The sequence below is a fragment of the Nocardioides cynanchi genome, assembly GCF_008761635.1.
Taxonomy (GTDB): Bacteria; Actinomycetota; Actinomycetes; order Propionibacteriales; family Nocardioidaceae; genus Nocardioides; species Nocardioides cynanchi.
Map to the genome: position 1 here is coordinate 263,708 of NZ_CP044344.1, position 24,135 is coordinate 287,842.

28 protein-coding genes are annotated in these 24,135 nt (G+C 72.0%); 21 read left to right on the forward strand and 7 right to left on the reverse strand.

The features are described 5' to 3' along the window. Together E3N83_RS01420 and E3N83_RS01425 are read left to right on the forward strand one after the other, a co-directional pair. Complete coding sequence (locus tag E3N83_RS01420; RefSeq protein ID WP_151081641.1) at positions 1–480, forward strand: methylated-DNA--[protein]-cysteine S-methyltransferase; 480 nt, start codon at positions 1–3, stop codon at positions 478–480. A gap of 33 nt (positions 481–513) precedes the next feature. After that, positions 514–1,389 carry a GNAT family N-acetyltransferase gene (locus E3N83_RS01425; RefSeq protein WP_238343010.1) on the forward strand — a complete coding sequence of 292 codons (876 nt, stop codon included), beginning with the start codon at positions 514–516 and terminating at the stop codon, positions 1,387–1,389. Positions 1,390–1,451: 62 nt separating this feature from the next. Here E3N83_RS01425 and E3N83_RS01430 read toward each other — a convergent pair whose 3' ends face one another. Beyond that, positions 1,452–2,174 carry an IclR family transcriptional regulator gene (locus tag E3N83_RS01430; RefSeq protein ID WP_151081642.1) on the reverse strand — a complete coding sequence of 241 codons (723 nt, stop codon included), beginning with the start codon at positions 2,172–2,174 and terminating at the stop codon, positions 1,452–1,454. 105 nt (positions 2,175–2,279) lie between these two features. On the opposite strand from E3N83_RS01430, the gene leuC reads away from it, so the two are divergent. The 4 genes from leuC to E3N83_RS01450 all read left to right on the forward strand — a co-directional run bounded on the left by leuC (position 2,280) and on the right by E3N83_RS01450 (position 5,731). After that, positions 2,280–3,797 (forward strand): 3-isopropylmalate dehydratase large subunit, encoded by a 1,518-nt coding sequence (gene leuC, locus E3N83_RS01435; protein ID WP_151081643.1) that lies wholly within the window; start codon positions 2,280–2,282, stop codon positions 3,795–3,797. Then, positions 3,797–4,396, forward strand: a complete 600-nt coding sequence (leuD, locus tag E3N83_RS01440; protein ID WP_151081644.1) for a 3-isopropylmalate dehydratase small subunit — start codon at positions 3,797–3,799, stop codon at positions 4,394–4,396. Before leuC ends, leuD begins: the two co-directional genes overlap by 1 nt. An 11-nt stretch (positions 4,397–4,407) precedes the next feature. Further along, positions 4,408–4,917 carry a GNAT family N-acetyltransferase gene (locus E3N83_RS01445; RefSeq protein ID WP_151081645.1) on the forward strand — a complete coding sequence of 170 codons (510 nt, stop codon included), beginning with the start codon at positions 4,408–4,410 and terminating at the stop codon, positions 4,915–4,917. Positions 4,918–5,089: 172 nt separating this feature from the next. Then, positions 5,090–5,731, forward strand: a complete 642-nt coding sequence (locus E3N83_RS01450) for an HU family DNA-binding protein (protein WP_151081646.1) — start codon at positions 5,090–5,092, stop codon at positions 5,729–5,731. 58 nt (positions 5,732–5,789) lie between these two features. Here E3N83_RS01450 and cofC read toward each other — a convergent pair whose 3' ends face one another. Further along, positions 5,790–6,401: a 2-phospho-L-lactate guanylyltransferase gene (cofC, locus tag E3N83_RS01455; protein ID WP_151081647.1), complete on the reverse strand. Its 612-nt coding sequence runs from the start codon at positions 6,399–6,401 to the stop codon at positions 5,790–5,792. A gap of 116 nt (positions 6,402–6,517) precedes the next feature. Between cofC and E3N83_RS01460 the strand changes: the two genes are divergently transcribed. Both E3N83_RS01460 and E3N83_RS01465 read left to right on the forward strand, forming a co-directional pair. After that, positions 6,518–7,273 (forward strand): lysophospholipid acyltransferase family protein, encoded by a 756-nt coding sequence (locus E3N83_RS01460; protein WP_238343011.1) that lies wholly within the window; start codon positions 6,518–6,520, stop codon positions 7,271–7,273. Next, on the forward strand, positions 7,270–8,271 hold the full coding sequence (locus tag E3N83_RS01465) for an NAD(P)H-dependent glycerol-3-phosphate dehydrogenase (protein ID WP_151081648.1): 1,002 nt from the start codon (positions 7,270–7,272) through the stop codon (positions 8,269–8,271). The genes E3N83_RS01460 and E3N83_RS01465 overlap by 4 nt, the downstream gene beginning before the upstream one ends. Positions 8,272–8,386: 115 nt before the next feature. Here E3N83_RS01465 and E3N83_RS01470 read toward each other — a convergent pair whose 3' ends face one another. After that, positions 8,387–9,454 carry a trans-sulfuration enzyme family protein gene (locus E3N83_RS01470; protein ID WP_151081649.1) on the reverse strand — a complete coding sequence of 356 codons (1,068 nt, stop codon included), beginning with the start codon at positions 9,452–9,454 and terminating at the stop codon, positions 8,387–8,389. 52 nt (positions 9,455–9,506) lie between these two features. On the opposite strand from E3N83_RS01470, the gene E3N83_RS01475 reads away from it, so the two are divergent. After that, positions 9,507–10,637 (forward strand): D-alanine--D-alanine ligase family protein, encoded by a 1,131-nt coding sequence (locus tag E3N83_RS01475; protein ID WP_151081650.1) that lies wholly within the window; start codon positions 9,507–9,509, stop codon positions 10,635–10,637. 28 nt (positions 10,638–10,665) lie between these two features. Here E3N83_RS01475 and E3N83_RS01480 read toward each other — a convergent pair whose 3' ends face one another. Both E3N83_RS01480 and E3N83_RS01485 read right to left on the reverse strand, forming a co-directional pair. After that, positions 10,666–11,157, reverse strand: coding sequence for a DUF3515 domain-containing protein (locus E3N83_RS01480; protein ID WP_151081651.1), 492 nt, complete (start codon positions 11,155–11,157; stop codon positions 10,666–10,668). Positions 11,158–11,212: 55 nt separating this feature from the next. Then, positions 11,213–11,449, reverse strand: a complete 237-nt coding sequence (locus E3N83_RS01485) for an Lrp/AsnC family transcriptional regulator (protein WP_151081652.1) — start codon at positions 11,447–11,449, stop codon at positions 11,213–11,215. Between the two features lie 120 nt (positions 11,450–11,569). Between E3N83_RS01485 and E3N83_RS01490 the strand changes: the two genes are divergently transcribed. Beyond that, positions 11,570–12,514, forward strand: coding sequence for a thiamine-phosphate kinase (locus tag E3N83_RS01490; protein WP_151081653.1), 945 nt, complete (start codon positions 11,570–11,572; stop codon positions 12,512–12,514). 75 nt (positions 12,515–12,589) lie between these two features. Here E3N83_RS01490 and rpmB read toward each other — a convergent pair whose 3' ends face one another. Continuing rightward, positions 12,590–12,775: a 50S ribosomal protein L28 gene (gene rpmB / locus E3N83_RS01495; RefSeq protein WP_028645381.1), complete on the reverse strand. Its 186-nt coding sequence runs from the start codon at positions 12,773–12,775 to the stop codon at positions 12,590–12,592. A 180-nt stretch (positions 12,776–12,955) separates the two neighbouring features. On the opposite strand from rpmB, the gene E3N83_RS01500 reads away from it, so the two are divergent. From E3N83_RS01500 to E3N83_RS01540, 9 genes are all read left to right on the forward strand, one after another. Next, positions 12,956–14,596 carry a DAK2 domain-containing protein gene (locus E3N83_RS01500; RefSeq protein ID WP_151081654.1) on the forward strand — a complete coding sequence of 547 codons (1,641 nt, stop codon included), beginning with the start codon at positions 12,956–12,958 and terminating at the stop codon, positions 14,594–14,596. Between the two features lie 14 nt (positions 14,597–14,610). After that, positions 14,611–16,836 (forward strand): ATP-dependent DNA helicase RecG, encoded by a 2,226-nt coding sequence (locus E3N83_RS01505; RefSeq protein WP_151081655.1) that lies wholly within the window; start codon positions 14,611–14,613, stop codon positions 16,834–16,836. 37 nt (positions 16,837–16,873) lie between these two features. Further along, a complete protein-coding gene (rsmD, locus tag E3N83_RS01510; RefSeq protein ID WP_151081656.1) occupies positions 16,874–17,443 on the forward strand; it encodes a 16S rRNA (guanine(966)-N(2))-methyltransferase RsmD in 570 nt (189 codons plus the stop codon). A gap of 21 nt (positions 17,444–17,464) precedes the next feature. After that, positions 17,465–17,962: a pantetheine-phosphate adenylyltransferase gene (gene coaD, locus E3N83_RS01515; RefSeq protein WP_151081657.1), complete on the forward strand. Its 498-nt coding sequence runs from the start codon at positions 17,465–17,467 to the stop codon at positions 17,960–17,962. 117 nt (positions 17,963–18,079) lie between these two features. Then, a complete protein-coding gene (locus tag E3N83_RS01520) occupies positions 18,080–18,601 on the forward strand; it encodes a YceD family protein (RefSeq protein ID WP_238343012.1) in 522 nt (173 codons plus the stop codon). 37 nt (positions 18,602–18,638) lie between these two features. Next, the gene (rpmF, locus tag E3N83_RS01525; RefSeq protein WP_151081659.1) at positions 18,639–18,824 is read left to right on the forward strand and encodes a 50S ribosomal protein L32; all 186 of its coding nucleotides are present in this window, start codon (positions 18,639–18,641) and stop codon (positions 18,822–18,824) included. After that, the gene (rnc, locus tag E3N83_RS01530) at positions 18,745–19,560 is read left to right on the forward strand and encodes a ribonuclease III (RefSeq protein ID WP_151081660.1); all 816 of its coding nucleotides are present in this window, start codon (positions 18,745–18,747) and stop codon (positions 19,558–19,560) included. The genes rpmF and rnc overlap by 80 nt, the downstream gene beginning before the upstream one ends. An 11-nt stretch (positions 19,561–19,571) precedes the next feature. Further along, positions 19,572–20,420, forward strand: a complete 849-nt coding sequence (gene mutM / locus E3N83_RS01535; protein WP_151081661.1) for a bifunctional DNA-formamidopyrimidine glycosylase/DNA-(apurinic or apyrimidinic site) lyase — start codon at positions 19,572–19,574, stop codon at positions 20,418–20,420. Positions 20,421–20,497: 77 nt separating this feature from the next. Beyond that, a complete protein-coding gene (locus E3N83_RS01540) occupies positions 20,498–20,704 on the forward strand; it encodes a hypothetical protein (protein WP_151081662.1) in 207 nt (68 codons plus the stop codon). Between the two features lie 19 nt (positions 20,705–20,723). Here the strand turns inward: E3N83_RS01540 and E3N83_RS01545 are convergent, their stop codons facing one another. After that, on the reverse strand, positions 20,724–21,377 hold the full coding sequence (locus E3N83_RS01545) for a phosphotransferase (RefSeq protein WP_151081663.1): 654 nt from the start codon (positions 21,375–21,377) through the stop codon (positions 20,724–20,726). Between E3N83_RS01545 and E3N83_RS01550 the strand changes: the two genes are divergently transcribed. Together E3N83_RS01550 and E3N83_RS01555 are read left to right on the forward strand one after the other, a co-directional pair. Further along, positions 21,376–22,674 (forward strand): MFS transporter, encoded by a 1,299-nt coding sequence (locus tag E3N83_RS01550; protein ID WP_151081664.1) that lies wholly within the window; start codon positions 21,376–21,378, stop codon positions 22,672–22,674. The two genes, E3N83_RS01545 and E3N83_RS01550, sit on opposite strands and share 2 nt — an antisense overlap. Before the next feature lie 177 nt (positions 22,675–22,851). After that, positions 22,852–24,060 (forward strand): S53 family peptidase, encoded by a 1,209-nt coding sequence (locus E3N83_RS01555; protein WP_151081665.1) that lies wholly within the window; start codon positions 22,852–22,854, stop codon positions 24,058–24,060. Positions 24,061–24,135: the final 75 nt, after the last annotated feature.

Below are 24,135 nucleotides of genomic sequence, written 5' to 3' on the forward strand. Positions count from 1 at the left end.
ATGTGGACCCTGATGGAGTCGCCGATCGGCGACCTGCGGATCGTCGAGCGCGACGGCGCGATCACCGCGATCGAGTTCTCGCCGTTCCGCGACCACGACGGCCGGCCGCGCGGAGACCGCGACGACACCTGCCCGGTGCTCGCCGAGACGGTGCGCCAGCTGCGCGCCTACTTCGCACGCGACCTCAAGGAGTTCGACCTGCCGCTGGCGCCGGTCGGCACCGACTTCCAGAAGGCGGTGTGGGCCCGGCTGCTCGAGATCTCCTACGGCGACACCGCGTCGTACGGCCAGATCGCCCACCGGCTCGGCAAGACCAACGCCGCCTCACGCGCGGTGGGGGTGGCCAACGGCAGCAACCCGATCCCGATCGTGATTCCCTGCCACCGGGTGATCGGGGCCGACGGCACCCTCACCGGCTACGCCGGCGGGATCGAGCGCAAGCAGACGCTGCTCGAGCTCGAGCAGGACGCGCTCTTCTGAAACCTCGTTGACGCCCTCCCTAGATTTCCAGATGTGGAGATCTCAGCCTGCGTCACCGACGACGACTACGACGCGTGGCGCCGGGTCCGGATCGCGGTGCTGCCGGGGGAGCGGGCGCAGACCGTTGCCGAGATGCGGGCCCAGGACTCCCCGGAGCGGCTCCTGCTGCTCGCCCGCGTCGACGGCACGGTGGTCGCCTCCGGACTGGCGGACCGCTCCGACAGCGGTGGCGGGTTCGCAGCCCCCCGGGTGGTGCCCGAGCACCGCCGGCGGGGGATCGGGTCGGCGCTCCTGGAGCGTCTGGCCGGGCACGTCGCCGAGTTCGGCGTCACCGAGCTGCGTGGCATGGTCGAGGACCCGGGATCGCTGGCCTTCGCCGAGCGGTTCGGCTTCGCCGAGGTCGATCGCCAGGTGGAACAGGTGCGTGCGCTGGGCGCGGAGCCGGAGCCGGGTGGGCTGCCCGACGGCGTCACGGTGATCACCCTGGACCAGCAGCCCGACCTCTGGGCGGCGTCCTACGAAGGGTTCGGGCAGGAGGTGCTCGCCGACTTCGCGGTCTTCGAGCCGCTGGTGATCAGCGCCGAGGAGTGGGCCTCCTCGTGGGCCGGCGAGCCGATGTTCCTCGCGCTCCACGAGGGCGAGGTGATCGGCTGTGCCGGGGTGCACCTGGACACCGACCGGCCCGAGCGGGGCGAGAACGCGCTGACCGGCGTACGACGTGACTGGCGTGGGCGCGGCATCGCCTCCCACCTCAAGCGGCTCACCCTGCACTGGGCTGCCGAGCAGGGGCTGAGCGAGCTCTACACCTGGACCCAGGCCGGCAACGCCTCGATGCTGCGCCTCAACGAGCACCTCGGCTACGTCATCGGCCAGACCAGCATCACCGTCTCCCGCCCGCTCCCGCTCTGAAGCCGTCCCGGGCACCAGAGCTCCCGGTCGCCGGTGGACGATGCCCGGCGCGAGCGGCGGGACTATTCCGCAGCCGCTCGGCGCAAGGACTCCGAGAGCCGCTCGGCCGCGGCCACGACCGCAGGCGCGTGCATCCGGCCGGGCTGGCGCGAGAGTCGCTCGAGCGGGCCGCTGACCGAGACGGCGGCGACGATCTTGCCGCTGGGGGAGCGGACCGGAGCGGACACCGAGGCCACCCCCTGCTCGCGCTCGCCGATCGACTGCGACCAGCCGCGGCGCCGGATGCCGGACAGCGCGGCGGCGGAGAAGGCGGCGTTCTGGAGGCCGCGGTGGATGCGCTCGGGGTCCTCCCAGGCCAGGAGGATCTGGGCGGCCGAGCCGGCCCGCATGGTCAGCTGCGAGCCGACCGGGATGGTGTCGCGCAGTCCGGACGGGCGCTCGGCGGCGGCGACGCAGACGCGGTAGTCGCCCTGGCGTCGCCACAGCTGCGACGACTCACCGGTGATGTCGCGCAGCCGGGCCAGCACCGGACCGGCCGTGGCCAGGAGGCGGTCCTCGCCGGCGGCGACGGAGAGCTCGGCGAGGCGCGGGCCGAGCACGAAACGGCCCTGGAGGTCGCGGGCGACCAGGCGGTGGTGCTCGAGGGCGACCGCGAGCCGGTGCGCGGTGGGCCGGGCGAGACCGGTGGCGGTGACCAGGCCGGCCAGGGTCGCCGGGCCGGACTCGAGCGCGGTCAGCACCAGGGCGGCCTTGTCGAGGACCCCGACCCCACTCGTGTTGTCCATATGGCAATACTGCCGTCTCAGATCATGGGACGCAAGTTGTAGCGTGCCCCTGACGGGTCCGAGCACCGGACCGGTCCACCGACGAGGCGGGAGAGAGGGAGCACGATGGCGAAGACCCTGGCCGAGAAGGTCTGGGACGAGCACCTGGTCAGGTCGTCCGGCCCGGCCGGTGACGAGCCGGACCTGTTGTTCATCGACCTGCACCTGATCCACGAGGTGACCTCCCCCCAGGCCTTCGACGGGCTCCGCATCGCGGGCCGCCAGGTCCGGCGTCCGGACCTGACCCTGGCGACCGAGGACCACAACGTCCCGACGATCGACTGGGACCAGCCGATCAAGGACCCCGTCTCCCGCACCCAGGTCGAGACGCTGCGCCGCAACGCCGGGGAGTTCGGCATCCGCCTGCACGCCCTCGGCGACGTCGAGCAGGGCATCGTCCACGTCGTCGGCCCGCAGCTCGGGCTGACCCAGCCGGGCATGACGATCGTCTGCGGTGACTCCCACACCTCCACCCACGGCGCGTTCGGAGCCCTCGCCTTCGGCATCGGCACCTCCGAGGTCGAGCACGTGCTGGCCACCCAGACCCTGCCGCAGCAGCGACCGAAGACCATGGCCGTCAACGTCACCGGCACCCTCCCCGACGACGTCACCGCCAAGGACCTCGTGCTCACCCTGATCACCCAGACCGGCACCGGCGGCGGGCCGGGGTACGTCGTGGAGTACCGCGGCCCGGCCATCGAGGCGCTCTCGATGGAGGGCCGGATGACCGTGTGCAACATGAGCATCGAGTGGGGCGCCAAGGCCGGTCTGATCGCGCCGGACGAGACGACGTACCGCTACCTGAGCGGACGTCCCGGCGCACCCCAGGGTGACGACTGGGACGCCGCGGTCGCGCACTGGCGCACGCTGCTCACCGACGACGACGCACAGTTCGACCAGGAGATCACCCTCGATGCGAGCGCGGTCACGCCGTTCGTCACCTGGGGCACCAACCCCGGTCAGGGCGTCCCCCTGAGTGGTGCTGTGCCCGACCCGCTCGACTTCGAGGAGGCCAGCGACCGGGTCGGTGCGCAGAAGGCCCTGGAGTACATGGGCCTCGCCGCCGGTACGCCGATGCGCGAGATCGCGGTGGACACGGTCTTCGTTGGCTCGTGCACCAACGGCCGGATCGAGGACCTCCGCGTCGCTGCCGCGATCCTCGAGGGCCGCCACGTCGCCCCGGGGACGCGCCTGCTGGTCGTGCCCGGCTCGGTGCGGGTGCGGCTGCAGGCCGAGGACGAAGGGCTCGACGTCATCGTCAAGGAGGCCGGCGGCGAGTGGCGGGGTGCCGGCTGCTCGATGTGCCTCGGCATGAACCCCGACCAGCTCGCGCCGCAGGAGCGCAGCGCCTCGACGTCCAACCGCAACTTCGAGGGGCGCCAGGGCAAGGGCGGCCGTACCCACCTGGTGTCGGTGCCCGTCGCCGCGGCGACCGCGATCCGCGGGACCCTCAGCTCACCGGCCGACCTGCCGCCGCTGGTCGATGGAGGCCCGTCGGTGGTCGAGCGAAGTCCGTCGGTGGTCGAGCGAAGCCCGTCGGAGGTCGAGCGAAGTCGAGACCACGACCCGACAGGAGCCGAGTGATGGAGGCGTTCACCACCCACACCGGCATCGGCGTGCCGCTGCGGCGCAGCAACGTCGACACCGACCAGATCATCCCAGCCGTCTATCTCAAGCGCGTGACCCGGACCGGCTTCGAAGACGGCCTCTTCGCGGCCTGGCGCAACGACCCCGGGTTCGTGCTCAACCAGCCGGCCTACTCGGCCGGCTCGGTGCTCGTGGCCGGACCCGACTTCGGCACCGGCTCCTCGCGTGAGCACGCCGTCTGGGCGTTGCAGAACTACGGCTTCCGGGTGGTGATCTCGCCACGTTTCGGGGACATCTTCCGCGGCAACTCCGGCAACGCCGGCCTGCTCGCCGCGCAGGTCGACGAGAAGGTCGTGCTGCGGCTGTGGGACCTGCTCGAGGCCGAGCCCGGTACGACGATCACCGTCGACCTGACCACCCGCACGCTCCGTGCGGGGGACGGGCCCGACGCGGTCGAGGACTCCTTCGACATCGACGACTACACCCGCTGGCGCCTGCTCGAGGGTCTCGACGACATCGCGCTGACCCTCACCCAAGAGGCCGACATCACGGCGTACGAGCAGAAGCGCCCGTCCTGGAAGCCCGCCACGCTCTAGGGTCTCGCCGCATGGGCGGCGTGAGACTGGTGACGGAGGTCGGTGAAGTGACCGTCCGCACCCACGAGCCCGCGGATGCCGAGGAACTTCGTCGGCTGCTGGCCGAGAACGCCGAGCACCTGATGTCGTCGGGCGACTACCGCGACGAGATCGCCACGACGGCCTCGCAGTGGCGCGAGCAGTTCGCTACCGCCGGCGACGGCAGTGCCGCGACCTGCTCGTTCGGGATCTGGCTGGACGAGCGCGAGCTGGTCGGCCGGATCGTCCTGACGCCGGTCGCACCTCCGTCGTACGCCGTGGGCTACTGGGTTACGAATCCCCAGCAGGGCAAGGGATTCGCGTCCGCGAGCCTGGCTGCCATCGTGCGTCATGCCGCGACCCTGGGGGCCACGGATCTGTTTGCCGGGGTCAACCATGGCAACGCCGCGAGCCGCCGGGTGCTGGAGAAGTGCGGGTTCGTCGAGGTCGCGGACGTCGACACCTACACGCGTTTTCATCGCCGGATCGACCCCTTGGGGTGACCTCGACGGCGTCAGCAAGTGCCGAGAATGGCGCGGTTGAGCCGGATTCTCCGCAAAAAGTTCGCAAGAAACAGTCGCGTGAGTGACGTCGAGACGCGTCGGGGGTACTAGCGTTCGGCGAAGCATGTCGGACATCCGTCCGACCAAGATCGTTTTCGTTGGAAGGGAAGCCGTGAACAAGTCTCAGCTCATCGACGCGCTCGCTGCGCGTTACGAGGGGAACCGTAAGCAGGCACAGCACGCGCTCGAGTCCGTCCTGGACACGATCACCCGTGAGGTGGCCAAGGGCGAGAAGGTCGCGATCACGGGCTTCGGCTCGTTCGAGAAGCGGGTCCGCGAGGCACGCTGGGTGCGCAACCCGCAGACCGGCGCCAGGATCAAGGCCAAGAAGACCGCCGTGCCCAAGTTCTCGGCGGGCGCGGACCTGAAGAACGTCGTCTCCGGAGCGAAGAAGCTTCCCAAGCTGACGCTGACCGCTCCGGCCGCCGCAGCCAAGAAGGCCACCGCGACGGCGAAGAAGGCGGCTCCCGCGAAGAAGGCGGCGCCGGCGAAGAAGGCCACGGCCACCAAGGCCGCTCCGGCCAAGAAGGCCGCACCGGCCAAGACCGCCGCCAAGAAGGCGACGCCGGCGAAGAAGGCCACCCCGGCCAAGAAGGCCACCGCCAAGAAGGCGACCCCGGCCAAGGCGGCTCCGGCCAAGAAGACCGTCGCCAAGAAGGCGCCGGCGGCGAAGAAGACGACCGCCACGAAGGCACCGGCGAAGAAGGCCCCCGCCCAGAAGGCTCCGGCCAAGAAGACCGCCAAGAAGTCCTGACGTCAGCACTCGAAGGGGGCCACCGTCCGGTGGCCCCCTTCGCTGTGTCCGGACCCGCTCAGCTGAGCAGCGCCAGGCGGGTGTGCGCACCCACGCCGAGCGCCTCTGCCGCAGCGAGCGCGGCGGCGTCGTCCACGTCGAGCCGCAACGAGGCCAGGTCGCCGGGTACTTCGGCCGCACCGCTGTCGAGATGGGCCTGCCGCGAGCCACGCCCGAAGTGTGGCGCGAAGGCGTCGTACGGCGCCGTGTAGAGCGTGGTGCCGACCCGCTCGCGGTCAGCCACGAAGCGCGCCCCCGAGGCCCAGGCGAGGGCGGTCTCCAGGTCGGCCGGCAGCAGCGCCGGCAGGTCGGCGCACACGGCGACCGGGGTGGCTTCGGGCCAGCGGCGTCTCGACTCCGCGGCCGCCAGGCGGAGGCTCTCGTTGAGGTCGGACGTCACGCCGTCGGGGATCGTCTCGCACCCGGCATTGCGCAGGTCCCCGGCGAAACCGGCGTCGTCGGTGACCGCGAGCACCGCACTCACGCCGCCGGTGGCCAGGCAGGCGCGGGCGGTGTCGAGCGCGAACGCCGCGGCGAGGGTACGCCGTCGGTCGGGGTCGACCTCCAGGCGCGACTTGCCGCGCGCCGGTGGCTTGACCGGGAGCAGGACGACGTACCCAGAAGTTGGCATCGCGACGATCCTGTCAGGGAGCCGTGGCAGGGCCTCGACCGAGTAGCCTGCTCTGGACCCGGCGACGAGGGAGGTGCCGGCCCGACGACGTGGAGGACGCAGTGGCGGTGCGACCCGTGCGACGCCTGCAGCAGCGGCGCGGCTGGGCCTGGAACCTCGCGGTGCCGATCGTCAAGCCGACCCTGCTCGCGACCACGAAGCGCACCTGGATCGACGGTGACAAGATCCCCGCCACCGGTGGCTGCATCCTGGTCTTCAACCACGTCTCGCACATCGACCCGCTCACCGCCGCGCACATCGTCTACGACCACGGTCGGATGCCGCGCTACCTCGCCAAGTCGGGCCTGTTCAAGAACCCCGCGCTCGGCTACTTCCTGCGGTCGGCCGGCCAGATCCCGGTCGAGCGGCTGAGCAAGAACGCGATCGGCGCGTTCGACGCAGCGGTGCAGGCGGTGCGGGCCGGTGAGTGTGTGGTGGTCTATCCGGAGGGCACGCTGACGCGCGACCCTGATCTGTGGCCGATGGCCGGCAAGTCCGGCGCGGCGCGGATCGCCCTCGAGACCGGGGCGCCGGTGATCCCGATCGGGCAGTGGGGCGCGCACGACCTGCTCTACCCCTACGCCAAGAAGCCGCACCTGTTCCCGCGCACGCAGATCACCATGAAGGTCGGGGACCCGGTGCCCCTCGACGACCTGGCCGCGATCCAGCCGCGCACCCTCGAGGTGATCGGCAAGGCGACCGGCCGGATCATGGACGCGCTGACGGCGCTGGTCTCCGACCTCCGCGGCGAGCCCGCGCCGGCCGAGCGGTTCGACCCGCGCCGGGCCGGGGTCCGTCCCACCGGCAACCCCGCGAAGAAGGAGCACCGATGACCCGGGTCTGCGTGCTCGGGGCGGGTTCCTGGGGTACGGCGTTCTCGCTCGTGCTCGCCGACGCCGGCAACGACGTGACGTTGTGGGCGCGCCGGGAAGAGGTGTGCGAGACCATCAACCGCCGGCGCGAGAACACCGACTACCTGCCCGGCGTCGAGCTGCCCGAGGGCGTCAGCGCCACCCATGACACCGAGCGAGCGCTGAGCGGCGCCGAGGTCGTGGTCTTCGCGGTGCCGTCCCAGACCTTCCGGGCCAACCTCGAGCAGTGGGCGCCGTACATCCCCGCCACGGCGGTGATGGTCTCGCTGATGAAGGGGGTCGAGCTCGGGACGCTGCGGCGCATGAGCGAGGTGATCGCCGAGGTCACCGATGCGGGACCCAGCCGGATCGCCGTGGTCAGCGGTCCCAACCTCTCGCACGAGATCGCGCAGCGCGAGCCGGCCGCATCCGTGGTCGCCTGCGCGGACGAGGACGTCGCCCGGCGGGTGCAGGATCTCGTGCACGGCCCGGCGTTCCGCCCCTACACCAGCCTCGACGTCGTGGGCTGCGAGCTGGGAGGTGCCTACAAGAACGTCGTGGCCCTCTCGGTCGGGATGGCGGTCGGGCTCGGCTTCGGCGACAACACCACGGCATCGGTGATCACCCGCGGCCTGGCCGAGACCGCGCGGCTGGCGATGGCGATGGGAGCCGATCCGCTGACCCTGATGGGGCTGGCCGGGCTCGGCGACCTGGTCGCCACCTGCTCCTCGCCGCTGTCCCGCAACCGCACGTTCGGGGAGAAGCTCGGCCTCGGCATGACGACCGCCGAGATCGTCGCCTCCACCCGGCAGGTCGCCGAGGGCGCGAAGTCCTGCTCCTCGCTGCTCGCCCTGGCGGAGAAGCTCGACGTCGACGCCCCCATCGCCGAGCACGTCGAGGCCGTCGTCGCCGGCCGGATGACCGCCCCCCAGATGATGGAGTCCTTCGTGGCGCGGGAGACCAAGTCCGAGCGGGAGTGAGCCGGGGTTGGTTTCACCGGTTCACCGGGGAAACCTGACGTTCTCGGCCGAAACATCGCGGCAGAACGTCAGTGGTCGCGCGAGATCCTCCCCGGTCGACCGGCCGCAGAGGGGATCAGGCCAGCCCGTCCAGTACGACGGACAGGTCGGTCCAGAGGTCCTCGACGTCCTCGATCCCGACGCTGAGCCGGACCAGCCCGTCGGGGATCGTCGCCGGCTCGGACTTCCACCGCCGCCGACGCTCGAGACTCGACTCCACGCCGCCCAGCGAGGTGGCGTGCACCCACAGCCGGGTGCCATGGGTCAGCAGGTCGGCGCCGTCGGCGCCGCCGTTCAACACGATGGACACGATCCCGCCGAAGCCCGGGTAGCGGACCTCCGCGATCGCCCGGTGCGCACGCAGCCGGCCGACCAGTGCCTGGGCGTTGCTCTCCGCCCGCTCGACCCGCAGGTGCAGGGTGCGCAGGCCGCGCAGGGCGACCCAGGCCTCCAGCGTCCCGGGGATCGCGCCGATCAGGTCGCGCCGTCCCTTGAGCACGTCGTACAGCTGGTCGTCGGCGACCACGACGGCACCGAGCACGGCGTCGGCGTGCCCCGAGAGGTACTTCGTCGCCGAGTGCACGACGAGGTCGGCGCCCATCGTCAGCGGCCGCTGGCGCAGGGGAGTGGCGAAGGTGTTGTCCACCACGACGTAGGTGCCGGCCTCGTGGGCGGCGGCGGCGATCGTCTCGATGTCGGCGACCTCGAGCGCCGGGTTGGTCGGCGACTCGAGCCAGACCAGGGCCGCGTCGTCGCAGGCCTTGACGACCGCGTCGGTGTCGGTGATGTCGACCAGGTTAACGACGACCCGACCGCGGGACTCGAGATCGGCCAGCTGCATCACGGTGCCGTTGTAGGCGTGGCGGGGCGCGACCACGGTGGCCCCTTGGCCCACCAGGTCGAGCACGGTGGCGACCACGGCGAGGCCCGACGCGAACGACAGGCACCGGCCGCCCTCGAGCGCTCCCAGGGCCTCCTCGAAGGCGGTCCACGTCGGGTTGCCGTAGCGGCCGTACTCGACGTCGCCGCCCGCGACGTACGTCGCCGCCATCGTGATCGGGACGTTCAGCGGCGCGTCCGGCACGTGCTCGGGACGGCCGGCCGTGACGGCCGTGGTGGCGGGAGACCAGGTGGGTTCGGTCATGCTCCCGAGGGTACGGCGAGCAGCGGCCGCACCCCCGGTAGGGTCGCCTGCGATGACCGATCCACCGAGCCACCACCGCAAGCCCCGCGTCGCGATCGTGTTCGGCGGACGCTCCAGCGAGCACGCGATCAGCTGCGTCACCGCCGGCAGCGTCCTCGACGCGATCGACCGGACGACGTACGACGTGATCCCGATCGGGATCGCCACCGACGGTCGCTGGGTGCTCGAGTCGGGCGACCCCGAGCGGCTCCGGATCACGGGGCCCGACCAGCTGCCCAGCGTCGACGGTGAGCGGGCCCCGATCGCCCTCCTGCGCGAGACCGACAGCACCGACCTCGTCGTCCACGAGCCCTCACAGCCGCCACAGACGCTGGGCGAGGTCGACGTCGTCTTCCCGCTCCTGCACGGCCCGTGGGGCGAGGACGGCACGATCCAGGGGATGTTCGAGATGGCCGGCGTCCGCTACGTCGGCGCCGGGGTGCTGGCCAGCGCGGTCGGCATGGACAAGGCCTACGCCAAGATCGTGCTGAAAGCCGCCGGCCTGCCGGTGATGCCGTCAGTGACGGTGTCCGCGCGCGAGTGGTACCGCGACCCCGACGGCGTACGCCATCGCGTCGCGGACCTCGGCTTCCCGCTGTTCGTCAAGCCCGCGCGAGCCGGCTCGAGCATGGGGATCAGCAAGGTGCACGGCCCCTCCGAGCTCGATGCCGCGATCGAGGAGGCGCACCGGCACGACCCGAAGGCGCTGGTCGAGCAGGCCGCCGTCGGCGCCCGCGAGGTCGAGTGCGGCGTCCTGGAGGCCCTCGACGGTACGCCGGAGACCAGCGTGCCCGCGGAGATCCGGATCGGGGGCGAGCACGAGTTCTACGACTTCGCGGCCAAGTACCTCCCCGAGGAGCACACCGAGCTCGACGTCCCGGCCGACCTCCCCGACGAGGTCGCCACCGAGCTGCGCGAGATGGCGGCCCGTGCGTTCGAGGCGATCGGCGGCGAGGGGCTGGCCCGGGTCGACTTCTTCGTGATGCCCGACCACTCGGTCGTGGTCAACGAGATCAACACGATGCCCGGCTTCACCCCGACCTCGATGTATCCCCGGATGTGGGCCGCCACCGGGGTCGACTACCCCGCCCTGGTCGACCGGCTGATCCGGCTGGCCCTCCGCCGGGGCACCGGCCTGCGCTAGGACGGACCAGAGACCGGGCGGCCGGCGGTCAGCGGCAGGGCTGCACGAGCCGGGTGTACTGCTTGACCACCGGGGCCAGCTCCACCATCGCCGCGGCCACCCCGCTCGGACGGTACGACGCGGGGATCGTCACCTGGAGGACGGGCCGGTAGCCGGCCGTCGTCATCACCACGTCGGCGGACTGGTCGTTGACCTGGCTGTCGGGGACGAACCAGCCGACGCCGTCGGCCTCCTGGCAGGCCGATCTCCTGGTGAAGTCCGACGGGACCGGGACGCCGCACTGGACGACGATCGCCGGGTCGCCCCAGGCCGCCCCCAGGGCCTCGGCCGGCTGGGTCTTGCGCTTCCCCTGGTCGGCGACGTGGTCGGGCAGGGCGTTGGTGACCCGCTGGCAGCGAGCCTGGTCGGCGGGCGTGAGCCGCAGCGTCGGGACCGTCACCGGCTCCTTGCCGCACCCGGCCAGGACGACGGCCAAGAGCGCCGCCGGCACGACGGCGAGGCCCACCGGACGGGCCGACATGCGTGCGCCCCGGACCCGAGCGGGTCCGGGGCGCAGCGGCGACGAAGCGCGCAAGTCAGATGTGGACGACAGGGCAGGTCAGCGTGCGGGTGATGCCGTCGAGGTTCTGCACCTTCGACACGACGAGCTTGCCCAGCTCGTCGACGTTGCGGGCCTCCGCGCGGACGATCACGTCGTAGGGGCCGGTGACGTCCTCGGCGAGGGTCACGCCCTTGACCTGGGCGATCGCGCGAGCCACGTCGGCTGCCTTGCCGACGTCGGTCTGGATGAGGATGTACGCCTGGACGACCATCGTGATCTCCTCCGGGTCGGGTGACGGGGTGCGCGGACAACCTACCGTGCACCCCGAGGCAGCCGACAGGTCGCCCACCGCCCGGCGCCACGATGCCGGCCGATCTGGTGGGATGGCCCCATGTCGTTCCCCGCTGACGCGACCGTGGCCCAGGCCGGTGAGTTCCCGCTGATCGCCCGGCTCCAGGAGATCTTCAGCCAGGGGGAGCAGGTCCTGGTCGGTCCCGGCGACGACGCGGCGGTGCTGCGGATCCGCAACGGTCACGTCGTGGTCTCGACCGACCTGCTGGTCGAGGGTCGGCACTTCCGCCGCGACTGGGCCTCGGCGACCGACATCGGCCACCGCGCGGCGGCCGCCAACCTCTCCGACGTCAACGCCATGGGCGGCCGGGCCCACTCGCTGACGATCGGCCTGGCCACGCCTCCGGACCTGCCGGTGCAGTGGACGCTCGACTTCGCTGCCGGCTTCGCCGAGGAGTGCGCACTGGTCGGCGCCAGCGTGGTCGGCGGCGACCTGACCTCGGCGGACTCGGTGGTCGTCGCGGTCACCGTGATCGGCGGCTGCGCCCAGGCACCGGTGCTGCGTTCGGGCGCGGAGCCGGGCGACGTGCTCGCCCTGTGCGGCCGGCAGGGCTGGGCCGCGGGCGGGCTCGCGGTGCTCGGCCGCGGCTTCCGTTCGCCGCGGGTCCTGGTCGAGGCCTACCGACGCCCCGAGCCGCCGTACGACGCCGGAGCGGCGGCCGCCGTCGCGGGCGCCACCGCCCTGATCGACATCTCCGACGGCCTGCTCGCCGAGGCGCGGCACCTGGCCGAGGCCTCGGGCGTGGCCGTCGACGTACGCCGTGACGCCTTCGAGGTCGCCGAGCCGCTCCGGGCCGTCGGCGCGGCCCTGGGGGCCGACCCGCTGCAGTTCATCCTCGGCGGTGGGGACGACCACGCCCTGCTGGCGACGTTCCCGGGCCCGGTCCCCGACGGCTGGCTCCCGATCGGGACCGTGGCCGAGGGGTCCGGCGTCACCGTCGACGGCGTGGAGTACGACGGCCCGACCGGCTGGACCCACTTCTGACAGCCGCCGAGTCGGCACGAAAAGACACCCCAGGCCGAGGGCCTGGGGTGTCTTTTGTGCCGACTCGGCGGAAGGTCAGCGGGAGACCTTGCCGGCCTTGAGGCAGCCGGTGCAGACGTTGAGGCGCTTCGGGGTGCCGTTGACCGTGGCCCGGACCCGCTGGATGTTGGGGTCGAAGCGGCGCTTGGTGATCTTGCGCGACCACGGCCGGTTGTTGCCGAAGCCGGGCTTCTTGGCGCAGATGTCGCAGACGGCAGCCACGGGGAACTCCTGAAGTCGAGGGTGGAACGGGCCCGCGCACAGCGGGCAACCTGAAGAGAATATCCGACGCACCCGTGCGCGGACGAATCAGCGTCCGCCGGACTAGATTGTCAGCCCGGCTCCCCGTCACGACCTCGTCACGATCCTCGGGCGCCGCCACGACCGAGCGCAAGGCAGGCCATGGAAGCACCCACCGGCGGCGGCATCGAGCTCGCGGTCGTGCAGCGCTTCGTCGACGTCGCGGTCGACGCGCTGGCGGGTGCCCGCGAGGAGATCGACGCGCTCAACGTCTACCCGGTCCCGGACGGCGACACCGGCACCAACATGTACCTGACCGTCAGCGCGGCTCGGGACGCGATCCAGGAGGCGCTGTCCGGCGCGCCGGACGCGGGTCTGGCCGTCGCCCTGACGGCGCTGCGCCGCGGCGCCCTGCTCGGCGCCCGCGGTAATAGTGGGGTGATCCTCAGCCAGATGCTCGGGGCGATCGCCGCCCGGATCGCCCGCGCCGCCCCCGAGGAGCGCAACGCCACGGTGATGGCGGAGGCGATGCGGGAGGCCACCGACGCCAGCTACGCAGCGGTCGGCATCCCGGTCGAGGGCACGATGCTGACCGTGGCCCGCGCGGCCTCCGACGCCGCCGTACGACGTGCGGAGCAGCCCGGCGCCCGGGCGCGCGACGTCTTCGGGGCGGCCGCCGCCGCGGCCCGTGAGGCGCTCGAGCACACCCCCGAGCAGCTCGAGCAGCTCCGGGCGGCGGGCGTCGTCGACGCCGGCGGCCGCGGGCTGTGCGTCGTCCTCGACGCCGCCGAGACGGTCCTGACCGGACGCCGCCCGGTGGGGCAGCGGAACCCGCTCGGTGCCCGCGCCATCCCGGTGACCCCGGTGGCCGACGCCCTGCGCCCCGACGGGCCGTCGTACGAGGTGATGTACCTGCTCGACGGCGACGACGAGCACGTCGCCGACCTCCGGGCGGCGCTGGCGCCGCTCGGCGACTCCCTGGTCGTGGTCGGCGGCGAAGGCCTGTGGAACGTCCACGTCCACGTCGACGACGTCGGGGCGGCGATCGAGGCCGGGATCGCCGCCGGCCGCCCGCACCGGATCCGGGTCACGCACTTCGCCGAGCAGGTGGCCGCGGCGGGACACCGGCTCCACGAGCGCACCGGCCGCCGCATCGTCGCGGTCGCCGCCGGCCCGGGACTGGCCGCGCTGTTCGGCGACGCGGGAGCCGTCGTGATCGAGGCCGGCCCCGGCCGGCGCCCGTCCACCGGGATGCTGCTGGCGGCGATCGAGGAGTGCCACGCGGCCGAGGTGGTGATCCTGCCCAACGACCCCGACTCGGTCCGGGCCGCGCAGATCGCCGCGCGGACGGCCGAGGAGGACCACGGCGTCCGGGTCGCGGTGATCCCCACCGAGGCACAGGTGCAGGGGCTGGCCGCGATGGCCGTCCACGAGCCGGCCCGCGGCTTCGACGCCGACGTGCTCGAGATGACCGCCACGGCCTCCCACACCCGGCACGGAGCCGTCACGGTCGCGGTCAAGCAGGCGATGACCATGGCCGGCCCCTGCGAGCCGGGAGACGTGCTCGGCGTGGTCGCGGGCGACTTCGCGGTCGTCGGCAGCGACCTGCGCGGCGTGGCGATCGAGATCCTGGAGCGGCTCCTCGGCGGTGGTGGTGAGCTGGTGACCCTGGTGGCCGGTGCCGCCTCCGACGGCCTGGCCGATCACTGCGAGGCGTACCTCCAGCAGCACCATGCCGTTGTCGATGTCGTGGTGTACGACGGTGGGCAGGACCGCTACCCGTTGCTGATGTCGGTGGAGTAGGAGGTGGACGCCCGTTGATCACCCTCGAGTCGCCGGTGGCCACCGTGCTGGGCGCCCAGGCCAAGCCGGCCGTGGTCAAGAAGATCACCGACGGCCTCGGGCTGCGCACCGTCGGTGACCTGGTCCTGCACTTCCCGCGCCGCTACGTCCGCACCGGTGAGCTCACCAAGGTCACCGAGCTGACCACGGGTCAGATGCTGACGGTGGTCGGCGAGATCACCGCGAGCGAGGTCCACACCTACCTCGACCGCCGCAGCCGCCGCACGGCGTACCGTCTCGACACGACCCTGCAGACCGACGGACCCGCGCTGCGGATGTCGTTCTTCGCCAAGAGCCAGCACGTCAGCGAGTGGCAGGCCAAGCGGCTCCCGGTCGGTCGCACCGGCGTCTTCGTCGGTCAGGTCGGCAGCTTCAAGGGGCAGTGGCAGCTGACCAACCCCCAGATGGTGCTGTTCGGCCTCACCGACGACGAGACCACCGAGCTGTCCCTGGAGTCGGTCAAGGCGCTCTACCCGATCTACCCGCTCACCAAGGGCGTCGACTCGTGGGACCTCCAGCGGGCGATCAGCTTCGCCCGCACCGTCCTCGACGAGGTCCCCGACCCGCTGCCGCCGGACCTGCGCGAGCGGCACGGCCTCCCGGACGTCCACACCGCCCTCGACTGGATCCACGCTCCGGACTCGTGGGAGCAGGTGAAGGCCGCCCAGCGCCGGTTCCGCTTCGAGGAGGCGCTGGTGCTCCAGCTCGTGCTGGCCCGGCGGCGCGCGGAGCTCGCGGCCCTCGGTGGCCAGGCCTGCACCGGCGGTGGCGGCCTGCTGGCGGCCTTCGACGCGCGGATGCCGTTCACCCTGACCCGCGGCCAGCAGGAGGTCGCGGCCGAGATCGAGGCCGACCTGGCCCGGGCCCGGCCGATGAACCGGCTGCTCCAGGGAGAGGTCGGCTCCGGCAAGACCCTCGTTGCGCTCCGGGCGATGCTGCGGGTGGTCGACTCCGGCGGCCAGGCCGCGCTGCTGGCGCCCACCGAGGTGCTCGCCCAGCAGCACCACCGCTCGATCACCGCCCTGCTCGGCGACCTCGCCGCCGGCGGGATGCTCGGTGGCGCGGCCGAGGCGACCACGGTCGCGCTGCTGACCGGGTCGATGCCGAAGGCGGCGCGGGCCGAGGCGATGCTCCACGCCGCCAGCGGGGAGGCCGGCATCGTGATCGGCACCCACGCCCTGCTCCAGGAGCGCGTGCAGTTCGCCGACCTGGGCCTGGTGGTCGTCGACGAGCAGCACCGCTTCGGTGTGGAGCAGCGGGCCGCGCTGACCGACAAGGCCGGTGCGCCGCCGCACGTGCTGGTGATGACGGCGACGCCGATCCCGCGCACCGTGGCGATGACCGTCTTCGGTGACCTCGAGGTCTCGACGCTGACCGAGCTCCCGGCCGGACGCGCGCCGATCCAGACCAGCGTCGTACCCCTCGCCGAGCAGCCGCACTGGGTCGACCGGGTGTGGGAGCGGGTGCGCGAGGAGGTCGGCAACGGCCATCGGGCCTACGTCGTGTGCCCGCGGATCAGCGGCGACGAGCTCGAGCAGGGCGAGACCGACGCCGGGGTCGACGACGAGGAGCTCCCGGTCACGCCGATCCGGCTCAGTGCCGCCGAGGAGGTCGCCGAGCACCTGCGGGCCGGACCGCTCGCGGGGCTGCGCGTCGGGTTGCTGCACGGCCGGCTGCCTCCCGACGAGAAGGACCGCACCATGCGGGCCTTCGCCGGCGGCGAGCTCGACGTGCTCGTCTCCACGACGGTGATCGAGGTCGGCGTCGACGTCGCCGAGGCCACCGCGATGGTGCTGCTCGACGCCGACCGCTTCGGCATCTCCCAGCTCCACCAGCTGCGCGGCCGGGTCGGCCGTGGCGGTCATCGCGGGCTGTGCCTGCTGGTCACCCGGGTGCCGGCGGACTCCCCGGCCCGCGAGCGTCTCGACGCCGTCGCGGCGACCACCGACGGCTTCGAGCTGAGCCGCGTCGACCTCGAGCAACGACGCGAGGGTGACGTGCTCGGACGCTCGCAGTCGGGGTTCCGCAGCTCCCTGCTCAACCTCCGGGTCCTGCGCGACGAGGACACGATCGTCGAGGCCCGGGCGGCGGCGCTCCTGCTCCTGGCCGACGATCCGGGTCTCACCAGCGCCCCGGAGCTGGGCCGACGGGTGACAGAACTGCAGGACTCGCGGCAGTCTGAGTTCATGGAGAAGTCATGACGGCATGCTCCACGGGGCTCGGGGAACGACCACGACCATGACGCGGATCATCGGGGGATCGGTCGGAGGACGACGCATCAACGTGCCACGCGGGGTGAACACGCGGCCGACCAGTGACCGCGTGCGCGAGGCGCTCTTCTCGGCCGTGGAGTCGTGGTGCGGCTCGCTCTCGGGCCTGCGGTTCCTCGACCTGTACGCCGGCTCCGGCGCGGTCGGCCTGGAGGCGTGGTCCCGCGGGGCGGGGGTGGTCACGCTCGTCGAGCAGGACCGTCGTACCGCCGGGATGATCGCCACCAACGCCCGCAACCTCGGCTTCGCCCGGGCCGACATCGTCACCGGCTCGGTCTCCGGCACGCTGGCGCGTCCGCCGTCCGCGCCGTACGACGTGGCGTTCCTCGACCCGCCGTACGCGCAGACCGAAGGCGAGGTGGCCGCCGACCTGGCCGCCCTGGACGTGCAGGGCTGGCTGGTGCCGGGGGCGATGGTGGTCGTGGAGCGGGCCACCCGCAGCGCCGAGCCGGACTGGCCACCGGGTTTCGGCGACTCCCGGCAGAAGAAGTACGGCGAGACCGTGCTCTGGTACGTTCACGCCGCTCCCACGTCGTAGCGTCAACCGCGAGGAGGCCTGATGGGTCCGCAGGCGCGCCGGGCCGTGTGTCCCGGCTCGTTCGACCCGGTCACCCACGGGCACCTCGACATCATCGAGCGCGCGACCTCCCTCTTCGACGAGGTCGTCGTCGCGGTCGGGGTGAACCAGTCCAAGCACCGGCTCTTCAGTGACGACGAGCGGATCGCCATGCTGCGCCGCGCCGTCGAGCACCTGCCGCAGGTGAGCGTCGAGGGCTTCTCCGGGCTGCTCACGACGTTCTGCACCGAGCACGACATCTCCGCGATCGTCAAGGGCTTGCGCGCGGTCAGCGACTTCGACTACGAGCTCCAGATGGCCCAGATGAACTCCTCGCTGAGCCCGGTGGAGACGGTGTTCGTCCCCACCAGCCCGGAGTGGTCCTTCCTGGCCTCGTCGCTCGTCAAGGAGGTCGCGTCGTACGGCGGTGACGTCTCCGGGCTGGTCCCCGACTTCGTCAACGAGGCCCTCGTGGCCCGGTTGCGGGACGCCTCCGGCTGACACCCGCCGCTGCGCGTTTTGCCGCCCTGTCACACGGGCGGATACGATACGGGCTGATCTGTTGTGTCCGATTCCGGAAGTGGACCCCTGAGCAAACTGGACCCGAGAGCGCCGCTCGTGCTCGATACACGCGAGCTCGGCCGCCGCCCGGGGTCCCAGCGCGAAGTGGCACGTACGGCACCGGCCCCGGCAGATCTGGGCATCGAGGTCCTCGGCGTCCCCGAAGGTTCACCGGTCGAGCTCGACCTGCGGACCGAGGCGGTCATGGAGGGCGTCCTGGTCACGGGTACGGCGAAGGCTGTGCTCGAGGGCGAGTGCGCACGGTGCCTGGAGCCGATCTCCGACGAGATCGAGGTGAGGTTCCAGGAGCTGTTCGTGTACGACGACCAGGGCGTCGATCCGGATGAGGAGCTCGAGGTCAGCATGCTCCAGGACGACCTGGTCGACCTGGAGCCCCTGCTGCGGGACGCGGTGGTGCTCGCACTGCCGTTCCAGCCGTTGTGCCAGGACGACTGTCCCGGGTTGTGCACCGAGTGTGGTGCCCGGCTGACGGACGACCCGGACCATGGTCACGACGCGCCGGTCGACCCGCGCTGGGGCGCCCTGGCGCAGCTGTCCGAGCTCGAGCCCGACGCCTGACCAACGGTCCACCGGACCACCTGACGAGGAGAGAACAGTGGCAGTCCCGAAGCGGAAGATGTCGCGGAGCAACACCCGGCACCGCCGGTCGCAGTGGAAGGCCGTCGCGCCGACCCTGGTGACCTGCGCCAACCCCGCCTGCGGTGCCAAGCACCTGCCGCACCGCGCCTGCGGCACCTGCGGCCAGTACGGCCCTCGCGCCGACCGTCGCCAGGTCCTCTGAGACCGGGCAGGGTCCGCTGAACTACGAGGAGCTCCGGCACGCACTCGGCGATCCCGAGCTGGACGCCGAGCTGCTCGAGCGCGCCCTGACGCATCGCTCCTACGCCTACGAGAACGGTGGCCTGCCCACCAACGAGCGCCTGGAGTTCCTAGGTGACTCGGTGCTCGGAGTCGTCGTCACCGAGACCCTCTACACGACCCACCCCGAGCTGTCCGAGGGCCACCTGGCCAAGCTCCGGGCGGCGGTCGTCAACGCCCGCGCGCTGGCCGAGGTTGGTCGCGCCATCGGCCTCGGCGCCTACATCAAGCTCGGCCGCGGCGAGGACACCACCGGTGGCCGGGAGAAGGCCTCGATCCTCTCCGACACCGTCGAGGCGGTGATCGGTGCGGTGCACATGTCGGCCGGACTGACCGGCTCGGCGGCCGTCGTCCACCTCCTGTTCGACCCGCTGATCGAGGCCGCCTCCGCCCTGGGTGCCGGCCTGGACTGGAAGACCTCCCTGCAGGAGCTCTCCGCCGAGCACGGCCTGGGTGTCCCGGAGTACCTCCTCGCCGACGAGGGACCCGACCACATGAAGACCTTCACCGCCCAGGTGCGGGTCGGCGACCGCCGCTACGGCAACGGCGTCGGTCGTTCGAAGAAGGAAGCCGAGCAGGCCGCCGCGGAGACGGCGTACGGCGAGCTGGCGCAGAGCCTGGGCCTCGCCGACGTGCTCGTCCAGCCCCTCGCCGACTGACCCGGCGACCCGTGCCCGAGCTGCCCGAGGTCGAGACCGTCCGAGCCGGCCTCGACCGCCACGTCGTCGGCCGCACCGTCGCGTCGGTCACCGTGCTGCACCCCCGACCGGTACGTCGCGACCCGCGTGGCCCGGCCGGATTCGCAACCGAGCTGACCGGTCGCCGGTTCGTGGCGGCCCGCCGTCGAGGCAAGTACCTCTGGCTGCCGCTCGACAACGGCGACGCACTGCTCGCCCATCTGGGCATGAGCGGCCAGCTGCTGGTGCAGCTCCCGGGACACCCGGACGAGCGGCACCTGCGGGTCCGCATCGCGCTGGGTGACCGCGAGCTGCGCTTCGTCGACCAGCGGATGTTCGGCGGCCTCTCGATCTCGCCGGGGGGCGCCGACCTGCCGCCCGAGATGGCGCACATCGCCCGCGACCCCTTCGACCCCGAGTTCGACGACGACCGGTTCGTGGGCCGGGTCCGCCTCCGGCAGGCCGGGATCAAGCGGCTGCTGCTCGACCAGACCCTGGTCAGCGGGATCGGCAACATCTATGCCGACGAGGCCCTGTGGCGGGCCGGGCTGCACGGCGACCGGCCCGGTGACCGGCTCCGCCCGATCCAGGTACGCCGGGTCCTGGCCGAGGCGCGGGCCGTGATGGCGGCCGCGTTGCAGGAGGGCGGCACCAGCTTCGACGCGCTGTACGTCAACGTGAACGGCGAGTCCGGCTACTTCGACCGCTCGCTGCACGTCTACGGGCGCGAGGGGCTGCCGTGCGACCGATGCGGGGGGCTGATCCGGCGTCAGGAGTTCATGAACCGCTCGTCCTTCTTCTGCCCCGTCTGTCAGCCGGTTCCGCGCAAGCGCCGAGATTGACCCGGCGGGGCCGAAGTGTCACTCTTGAAGACGGCCCCCATGTTCGTGGGGGGTCCCCCACGTCGGAAGGCTCATCCATGGCCAAGGCGCTTGTCGGCCACCTCAACCGCGATCACGGGATCCCCAACCGGATCGCCGCGGAGAACGCCCAGCTGAGGGCCAGGATCTCCGATCTCGAAGAGCTCGTCACCCGCCTGATGGAGGAGAACGACCGCCTCGCGGTCGACCAGGCGGCTCGGGTCCTCGACCTCGAGGCCGAGCACCGCGAGATGCAGCCGGCCTGAGCCGGCTCCTCCGGGTCGCTCAGCCGCCCGAGCGGCACAGCGACACCAGCAGATCCCGCGACTGTTCCATCTCGTCGAGCTCCGCCGCCGTCATGAAGGGGTCGGAGCGACGCAGGGCGACCGCCTCGTCGACGTACGCCGTGGGGTCGGTCGCCGAGCTGGACAGGTAGGTCCGCACGAACGCGGCCAGCATGGCCCCCAGCTCCGGACGCGCCACCGCGACCTGGGTCAGGATCAGCCCACTCATCGCCACGTCCAGCCCCGGTGGCCCGTGCCGGGCGTTGCTCCAGTCGATCACCACGGGGCCGTCCTGCCCGATCAGCACGTTCTCGGGGTGCAGGTCGAGATGCAGCAGCGCACCGGAGCCGGCCGGTTCGTCGGGGAGCGCGTGCAGGCGGTCGTGCAGTGACGCGAGCATCCGGGCGCCGTCGGCGAGCGCCAGCGCGCCGGTGGTCATCGCCTCGCTCATCCGCGGGCCGTGGACGCGCTCCTGCACGAGGTCGGGACCGTCGTACGACAGCACCCGCGGCACCGGGTAGCCCAGCCCGGCCAGGCGATCCAGCAGGCCGGCCGCCGGCCCGGCGTCGCGGTCGGGGCTGCGGAACCGGCGCAGCACCCGGTGCTCGTCCAGGGCGAAGACCTCGGCCTCACGCCCCTCCGCCAGGAGCTCCATGGCGGTGAGGGTAGTAGTTGGCTACGCTCGACCCCTTGTGGCGGGGGTCAGCAATCGGGTGCTGGAAGTCGTGGCGCCCACACGTCTCGGGAGCAGCTTTCGCTGGCTCCTCGCTTCGTCGTGGGTGAGCAACGCCGGCGACGGCCTCTCGATCGCCGCCGGACCCCTGCTGGTCGCCTCGCAGACCCACTCGCCGTTCATGGTGGCGCTGGCCGGCCTGCTCCAGCGGCTGCCGTGGCTCGTCTTCGGCCTGCACGCCGGCGCGCTGGCCGACCGTCTCGACCGGCGGCGGTTGGTGATCGTGTGCGACCTGCTCCGCGCGATCGTGCTGGTCATCCTCTCGCTCACCATCGCGTCGGGACACATCGACATCACGCTGGTCCTGGTGGCGATGTTCCTGATCGGCGTGGCCGAGGTCTTCGGCAACACCACGACCCGCACCCTGCTCCCGATGGTCGTCCCCAAGGCCGAGCTGGGCTTGGCCAACGCCCGGCTGATGGCCGGGTTCATCACCGTCAACCAGCTGGTCGGCCCACCGCTGGGCGCCTTCCTGTTCGCGGTCGGCCTGGCCGTCCCGTTCGTCACCCAGGCCGTCCTGGTCGGGCTGGGGGTGGTGCTGATCGCCCGGATCGCGACGCCCAAGGGTGGCGTCCGCGAGGACGTCGACACCCACGTCCGTCGTGACATCGCCGACGGGATCCGGTGGCTCGTCGCCAACCCCGCGGTCCGCACCCTGGCGCTGGTGATCATCGTCTTCAACGTGACCTGGGGCGCTGCATGGTCCGTGCTGGTCCTCTACGCCACCGAGCGCCTCGGCATGAGCGAGGTGGGCTTCGGGCTGCTGGCCACGCTCGCGGCGGCCGGCGGCCTGATCTCGACCGCGCGCTACGGCTGGCTGGAGAAGCACGTCCCGCTGGCCACCCTGATGCGCGCCTGCCTGACCCTCGAGGTGCTGATGCACCTCGGGCTCGCCGTCAACCGGTCGCCCTGGGTGGCGATGGTGATCATGTTCGGCTTCGGCGCCTACTCGTTCGTGTGGGGCACCGTCTCGCAGACGGTGCGGCAGCGGGCCGTCCCCACCGAGTTCCAGGGCCGGGTCGGCAGCGTCTACCTCGTGGGCGTCTTCGGCGGCCTGGTCATCGGTCAGGCCCTCGGCGGCCTGATCGCCGACCGGTGGGGGTTGGCCGCGCCGTTCTGGTTCGCGTTCGTCGGCTCCGCGCTCACCCTGGCCCTGGTCTGGCGCTCGGTCGGTCACATCGCGCACGCCGACCAGCTGCTGGACGAAACCGCCGGATAACGGGGGTCGCACCGGAAGACGTCCACCTGTTCGGGTGGGATTGCAGGAAGTCGCGTTGCAAAGACTTGTCCCACCAGGTCATCGACTTCGGCCCGCGCGTGAGGCAGAGTCCGTGACGGGCCGGGGGCGGCAGACCGCTGCCACGGGGATCGGCCAACACTCCAGGAGTCATCACTCGTGAGCAAGAGATTCTTCGCCGCCGTTCTCGGTGCGGGAGCACTGGCCGTCAGCGCGCTGACCGCCGGCCTTCCGGGCGCCGACGCTGCCACGCCTCAGCTGAGCCACTTCAGCAACCTGCACGCCCAGCGCGTGTGTGCCGCCACGCCGGCCGCCGGCCACGCCACCTGCTTCGCCAAGGTGATGGTGAACAAGAAGGGCGAGATCCCGAACGCGACCGGTCCCCTCGGCACGGCGTTGAACCCGACCCAGCTGCGCTCCGCCTACAACCTCAACGGCACCAGCGGCGCCGGCCGCACGGTGGCGATCGTGGACGCCTACGGCTACCCGAACCTGGCCAGCGACCTGGCCACCTTCCGCAGCCAGTACGGCCTCCCGGCCTGCGGCAGCGGCTGCCTGACGATCGTGAACCAGACCGGTGGCACCACCCCGCCCGCCGCCAACCTCGGGTGGGCCCAGGAGCAGGCGCTCGACGTCGACGCCGTCTCGGCCGCCTGCCCGGACTGCAAGATCCTGGTGGTCCAGGCCAACTCCTCGAGCCTCGCCGACCTCGGTACGGCCGTGAACCAGGCCGCGAAGACCCCCGGAGTGGTCGCGATCTCCAACAGCTACGGCGGCGGCGACAGCGCCGAGTCCAGCGCCTACAACCACCCGGGCATCGCGATCACCGCGTCGACCGGCGACAACGGCTACAAGGGCGGGTCCTACCCCGCGTCGTCCGCGTTCGTCACCGCCGTCGGCGGGACGTCGCTGAAGATGTCGGGCAACACCCGCGTCACCGAGACCGCGTGGAGCGGCGCCGGCTCGGGCTGCTCGACCGTGATCGCCAAGCCGACGTTCCAGAACTCGGTCAACACCGGCTGCGCGAAGCGGGCCATCGCCGACGTCTCCGCGGCGGCCGACCCCAACACCGGTGGCCTGAGCGTCTACGCGCCCACCTCGCTGACGGCGTCGGCCTGGTCGCAGTACGGCGGCACCAGCGAGTCCTCGCCGATCATCGCGTCGGTCTACGCACTGGCCGGAAACACCGGCGCCGGGGTGTCGGGCTACGCCAACGCGATCCCGTACGCCCACACCGCCAGCCTCAACGACATCACCAGCGGGAGCAACTCCAAGCGCAAGTGCCCGGCCACCCAGTGGTGCGTCGCCGGCGCCGGTTGGGACGGTCCGACGGGTCTCGGCACGCCGAACGGCACCGGTGCGTTCTGACCGGTAGCACGAGCAGCGAAGGGGTCGCCCGTCCGGGCGGCCCCTTCCTCGTCGTACGGCGAGGGTCGCTGTCGG